The 5,815-nt window shown below is 42.4% G+C and carries 6 protein-coding genes; all 6 read left to right on the top strand.

The genetic code is table 11. From position 1 onward, the window contains the following. Positions 1-109 precede the first annotated feature (109 nt). Entirely contained in the window at positions 110-1,132 is a 1,023-nt protein-coding gene (locus DBR11_RS17185; protein WP_108553880.1) for an acyl-CoA reductase, read from the top strand. 35 nt (positions 1,133-1,167) lie between these two features. Continuing rightward, on the top strand, positions 1,168-3,081 hold the full coding sequence (locus DBR11_RS17190; protein WP_108553881.1) for a gliding motility-associated C-terminal domain-containing protein: 1,914 nt from the start codon (positions 1,168-1,170) through the stop codon (positions 3,079-3,081). 37 nt (positions 3,082-3,118) lie between these two features. Beyond that, positions 3,119-3,322 (top strand): fructose-6-phosphate aldolase, encoded by a 204-nt coding sequence (locus DBR11_RS17195; RefSeq protein WP_108553882.1) that lies wholly within the window; start codon positions 3,119-3,121, stop codon positions 3,320-3,322. A 2-nt stretch (positions 3,323-3,324) separates the two neighbouring features. Next, the gene (locus DBR11_RS17200; RefSeq protein WP_108553883.1) at positions 3,325-4,008 is read left to right on the top strand and encodes a cell division ATP-binding protein FtsE; all 684 of its coding nucleotides are present in this window, start codon (positions 3,325-3,327) and stop codon (positions 4,006-4,008) included. 125 nt (positions 4,009-4,133) lie between these two features. After that, complete coding sequence (locus tag DBR11_RS17205) at positions 4,134-4,721, top strand: nucleotide exchange factor GrpE (RefSeq protein ID WP_108553884.1); 588 nt, start codon at positions 4,134-4,136, stop codon at positions 4,719-4,721. Positions 4,722-4,725: 4 nt separating this feature from the next. Continuing rightward, a partial coding sequence (dnaJ, locus tag DBR11_RS17210; RefSeq protein WP_108553885.1) for a molecular chaperone DnaJ occupies positions 4,726-5,815 on the top strand: 1,090 nt, incomplete at its 3' end.

Genomic DNA, 5,815 nt, shown 5'->3' on the forward strand with positions numbered 1-5,815 from the left:
GTTAATACATTCGTCTGTTATTTTAATAGCCATGTCTTCGTGTATATCTATTGCTAAGTTTAACTTTGCAATGCAAATATAACACTTATACTTTAATTTTAGTTTCATTATGTCGAGCCTAACCGCAGAAAAATTAATTATTGCATTCAAAAAACTTAGCCTGTTCCTTGATCAGCCGGATGATAAGTTCAAAAATCTGATTTTATCTTCTTCAAATAACAATGCATGGTTTACGCAAGCAGAAGTAGAAAGAGCCATTTCTTCCCTGCATTTTATGCTCTCTGGTGATGATCTTGAAAAATGGTTCGAGGGCATTAAGCTCAGCAGATCGCCTAAAAAAATCGGATTAATCTTGGCTGGAAATATTCCAATGGTAGGTTTCCATGATGTACTTTGTGTTTTGGCAACAGGAAATATTGCGCTCTTAAAACTGTCCTCCTCGGATGACAAACTCCTTCCGGCCTTGCTGGCGGAGCTGGTCCGTATAGAGCCCCTGCTGTCTGATCACATCATTTATACCGAACGCTTAAAAGATTTTGATGCCATCATTGCGACCGGAAGTAACAATACCTCCAGATATTTTGAATACTATTTTGGCAAAGTACCTCACATCATCCGCAAAAACAGGAACAGTGTTGCGGTATTGACCGGAGCAGAAAGCACAGTAGAAATCGAAGCCCTGGGGCATGACATCTTTGATTATTTTGGTCTGGGCTGCCGGAATGTTTCAAAGATTTACCTGCCGGAAGGTTATGAGATTAAACATTTCTTTGAACCACTGGAAGTATTTCAACCTATTTTTAATCACTTTAAGTATAACAACAATTACGATTACAATAAATCCATCTACCTGGTTAATGCAGCAAAACATTTTGACAATGGGTTTCTGCTGTTAAAAGAAGATGCCAGCCTGCCCTCTCCCCTGGCGGTTTTGTATTTTGAGTACTATACAGATCTGAATACGGTAGAACAAACCCTGCGTCAACAGGAAGAACAAATCCAATGTGTAGTAAGTAAAGCGAACTTAGATCTGAATATTCCTGTGTTGGCTTTTGGGCAAAGCCAGGAGCCAAGACTCTGGGACTATGCGGATAATGTCAATACGATTGAATTTTTAAACGGCCTGGATTAAGATAATATATTTATATTGCTCTTCAATTAAATCCAGTGGAGCTGCTTAAAAAGTCTTTTATAGTATTTTGTTTGATATGGGCGATACAACAACAGAGTTTCGCCCAGCAAATTTGCACGGGCTCCTTTGGCGATCCGGTGATTAATATTGATTTTGGACGTGGCACCTCCAACTTTGGCCCTTCACTGGGTTCAAGTACTTCTTACCGTTATGTTGGTTTCGATCATCCGGAAGATGGAGAATATGCCATTGCAAAAAGCACCAATGGCATGCTTCCCAATGCCTGGTTTCAAATTCCCAATCATACCCCAAATGACCCGGATGGTTATATGATGATTGTGAATGCCAATTATGAGACTGGCATTTTCTATGAAGCAGAGGTCAACACCGATCTCTGTCCGAATACAACCTACCAGTTTGCAGCCTGGGTGATCAATTTATTAAAGTACGATGGCAGAAAACCGAGGCTTGTTTTTTCCATCCTGACCACAGACAACCAGGTACTGGGTTCTAAAGATACCGGAGACATTCCGGAAGGAACTGCAACAGACTGGAAGCAATACTCACTTGAATTTACTACTCCAGCCAATGTAAACAGGATTAAAATCAGAATTGCCAATAACGGACCAGGAGGAGGAGGTAATGACATCGCATTAGATGACATTACGTTCAGGGCATGTGGTCCGGAAATTAATACATCAATTAATAATGAGCCTGGTACAGCGACAGAGACGATTTGCGAACATCAAACGACCGACATCCATTTTTCAGCAACTGTAAACGGGCCTGCAACGGCGACTTACATCTGGCAGAAAAATGAAGGCTCAGGCTGGGTTGATCTTGCGGGTGAAACCGGGCAAAACCTTACTGTTCATTTTGCGAATGCAGTTAAAGGAACCTATCAGTATCGTTTAGCGCTTGCGGCAAATCAGGCAAGTTCTGCGAGTTGCAGAACAGCCTCGGCTCCTTTAACTGTGCAGGTTAATCCTTTACCGGTTCCTGTGGTAGAGCCTGTACTTAAATTTTGTCCGGGAGAGAATATTGTTCTCAACGTAACTGGGGTTACTGGTACTTATCTATGGTCAGGGCCTAATCACTTCAGTTCTACAGCACAATCACCGGTTATTCCTGCTGCCACTAGCCAGATGGCCGGAGTTTATACTGTAGAAGTTGCCACAGGCTCTTGCTCTTCTTTCGCAAGCACACAAGTGGAGATTCTGGCTCCGCCGGCAGCTACTGTAGACAATCCCCACCCCATCATCTGTCAGGGTACAGAAACCACACTGCAGGCTCATGGAGGCAGTGTGTACAGCTGGTCTCCTGCACTGGGTTTATCAAATCCTGCCATTTCAAATCCGATAGCCAAACCCGATGTAACCACCCTTTACACCGTTAGTGTATCCGACGGAGCCTGTGTCAGTACCGCGCAAGTGCTGGTTACCGTATTGGACAAAGTTGTGGCAGATGCAGGTCCTGATCAAAAAATACGGAAAGGACAATCGGTTCAAATTAATGGAAAAGTAAGCGGCGACCAGGTAAGATACCTATGGACACCTTCAACCGGACTTGATAATCCGGAAAAATTACAACCTGTAGCGACTCCTGAACACGATATGACCTATACCCTGCAAGCCACCTCAGATGCGGGCTGTTTAGGCTCGGTTTCGAGTGTATTTGTCCGGGTACTGGAAAAAATTGTCATCCCAAATGCATTCAGCCCAAATGGCGACAATATTAATGATGTGTGGTACATCGAAGCTCTGGAAACCTATCCAAAGGCAGAACTTAAAGTGGTAGACCGTTATGGAAACCTGGTTTTTGAAGGAACTAAAACACCTTGGGATGGAAGATACAAGGGCAATGATGTTCCTGCAGGTGTGTATTTCTATATATTGAACCTGAACGAAGAAGGAAAACGATTCAGCGGTTCAATAATGATTATACGTTGATTCTGTTTTTATCATTTTGAAATACTATTTTTGAACAATGTATGTTATCAAAGTAAAAGGCATTGCCAAAATCCCGGATTATGTGCAATTAAGAGATGAGAAATTCACTTTACTGGCATACTTCAGGGTAGACAGGCCGGATAAATCCCTGGATAAACTGGGTCTGGGCGACAAGTTGCCTTACATTATGAATATAATTAAAGATTTGCCTTTTGGACAAATCGCCAAACTAGATATTTAAGCATGACAGGAAACGCAGTTATAAATTTAAAGAATGTAGATGTTTTTCAACAAAAACACCTGGTTTTATCTAATGTGAACTTAAACGTTGATAAAGGCGAGTTTGTATTTTTGATTGGACAGACGGGTTCGGGTAAAAGTAGTTTACTGAAGATCATTTATGGTGACCTTCACATTGGCAATGGAGAAGGACAAGTAGCAGGTTTTGACCTGAAAAACCTTGCTGAAAGGGATGTTCCTTATCTAAGAAGAAAACTTGGGATTGTTTTCCAGGATTTTCAGTTGCTTACAGACAGAACCATTGAAAAGAACCTGGAATTTGTGTTAAAATCTACTGGCTGGACAGATAAGAACCTGATTCAGGAACGTATTAAGGATGTACTGGATAAAGTAGGCTTACGCTCAAAAATCAAAAAGATGCCTCATGAAATCTCAGGAGGTGAACAGCAACGTATTGTGATTGCCCGGGCTTTATTAAACAACCCGGAGATCATTCTGGCAGATGAACCCACAGGGAACCTTGACCCGGACACTTCTGAAGAAATTGTAATGCTCCTGAAGCAAATCAGCCAAAGTGGTACGGCTGTATTAATGGCAACCCATGATTATCACATCATCCGTACTCTACCTTCCAGGATCATTAAATGTGAGGGTGGAATAGTCCACGAAGATGCCACAATAGCTTAATATTTCTGACAAAAAATTCCTTTTTCAGCCATTCTGTACAGTACATTTCAAATTAAACTGACAGCATGGCTGAAATATCCTGTTGGCAAAGCTTTTGAGTTTACCACCAAAAATTCTACTATACCATGTTTAGCAAGAAGAAGAACAACGATAACGAAAATCCAATCGCGGATAAAGCTGCTGAAGGGCAGTTGAACAGCGAGCTGTCTAACGAAGAAAACAATACCGCCGGTGAAACTGCTGCAGAACCTGTTGCTGAACTTTCAGCAGAAGAGAAGCTGAAGGAGGAAAATGCGGCATTAAATGATAAATACCTGCGCTTATTTGCAGAATTTGACAATTTTAAACGCCGTACACAAAAAGAACGTGTAGAACTTTTACAGACTGCGGGTAAAGATGTAGTGATTTCTTTATTACCAGTACTGGATGATTTCGACCGTGCAAACAAGGCGATGGAAAATGCGTCTGACGTTGCGGCAGTTCGGGAAGGTGTGCAACTGGTACACAGCAAATTAAAAGGTATTCTGGCACAAAAAGGTTTAAAGGAAATGGAAAGCATCAATACGCCTTTCGATACCGATAACCATGAGGCCATCACGAAAATCCCTGCGCCTAGTGAGGAGCTGAAAGGGAAAGTTATAGATGAGTTAGAAAAAGGCTATACTTTAAATGACAAAGTAATTCGCTTTGCCAAAGTAGTAGTGGGTAGTTAATATTATGAGCAAGAGAGATTATTATGATGTGCTTGGGGTGAGTAAAAGCACCTCTACCGAAGAGATAAAAAAGGCTTACCGTAAGCTGGCTATTAAATATCACCCGGATAAGAATCCGGATGATAAATCTGCTGAAGAAAAATTTAAAGAAGCGGCAGAGGCTTACGAGGTTTTAAGTAATCCGGAGAAAAAACAACGTTATGATCATTACGGTCATGCCGGTGTGGGTGGTGCATCTGGTGGCGGCGGCTACGGAGGCGGCGGCATGAACATGGAAGATATTTTCAGCCAGTTTGGTGATATCTTCGGTGGCGGCGGCAGTCCTTTCGAAAGCTTCTTTGGTGGTGGCGGTGGCCAGTCACGTGGAGGCAGACGGGTTGCCAAAGGCTCTAATTTAAGAATTAAAGTTAAACTGACACTGGAGGAAATTGCCAATGGTGCAGAGAAAAAAATAAAAGTCAACAAACAGATTACTTGTAAAACTTGCGATGGAAGTGGTGCTAAAGACCGTTCATCTGTAAGCACTTGCAAAACTTGTGGCGGCAGTGGTTCAGTGCGCAGGGTGACCAATACCATTTTGGGCCAGATGCAAACAACTTCTACCTGTCCTACTTGTAATGGTTCTGGTTCTCAGATCACTTCTAAATGTACTTCCTGCCATGGCGAGGGTACAGTTCGTGGTGAAGAGACGATTACGATCAATATACCTGCTGGTGTAAGTGATGGTATGCAACTCAGCATGAGTGGCAAAGGGAATGCAGCACCGAATGGTGGTATTCCTGGTGATTTGATCATTCTGATTGAAGAGCTGCCTCATGAGACTTTGAAACGTGAGGGAAATAACGTGGTTTACGATCTTCATGTGAGTATTGTTGATGCAGCTTTGGGTTACAGTGCTGAGGTGCCGACGATTGATGGTAAAGCGAAGATCAAGATTGAACCGGGCACGCAGAGTGGTAAATTGCTTCGTTTAAAGGGTAAGGGTATTCCTGAAATTAATTCTTATCACCGTGGTGATGAGATCATTCATGTAAACATCTGGACGCCGAAGGCATTGAGCAGTGAGGAAAGGGCGCTTTTAGAGAAATTGAGAG

The organism is Pedobacter sp. HMWF019 (genome assembly GCF_003061025.1).
In the GTDB taxonomy this organism is placed as follows: domain Bacteria; phylum Bacteroidota; class Bacteroidia; order Sphingobacteriales; family Sphingobacteriaceae; genus Pedobacter.

Excerpts from the sequence above, each read along its gene's own strand:
- DBR11_RS17185 (WP_108553880.1), top strand. The coding sequence starts at position 110 with ATGTCGAGCCTAACCGCAGAAAAATTAATTATTGCATTCAAAAAACTT.
- DBR11_RS17195 (WP_108553882.1), top strand. The coding sequence starts at position 3,119 with ATGTATGTTATCAAAGTAAAAGGCATTGCCAAAATCCCGGATTATGTG.
- DBR11_RS17200 (WP_108553883.1), top strand. The coding sequence starts at position 3,325 with ATGACAGGAAACGCAGTTATAAATTTAAAGAATGTAGATGTTTTTCAA.
- DBR11_RS17205 (WP_108553884.1), top strand. The coding sequence starts at position 4,134 with ATGTTTAGCAAGAAGAAGAACAACGATAACGAAAATCCAATCGCGGAT.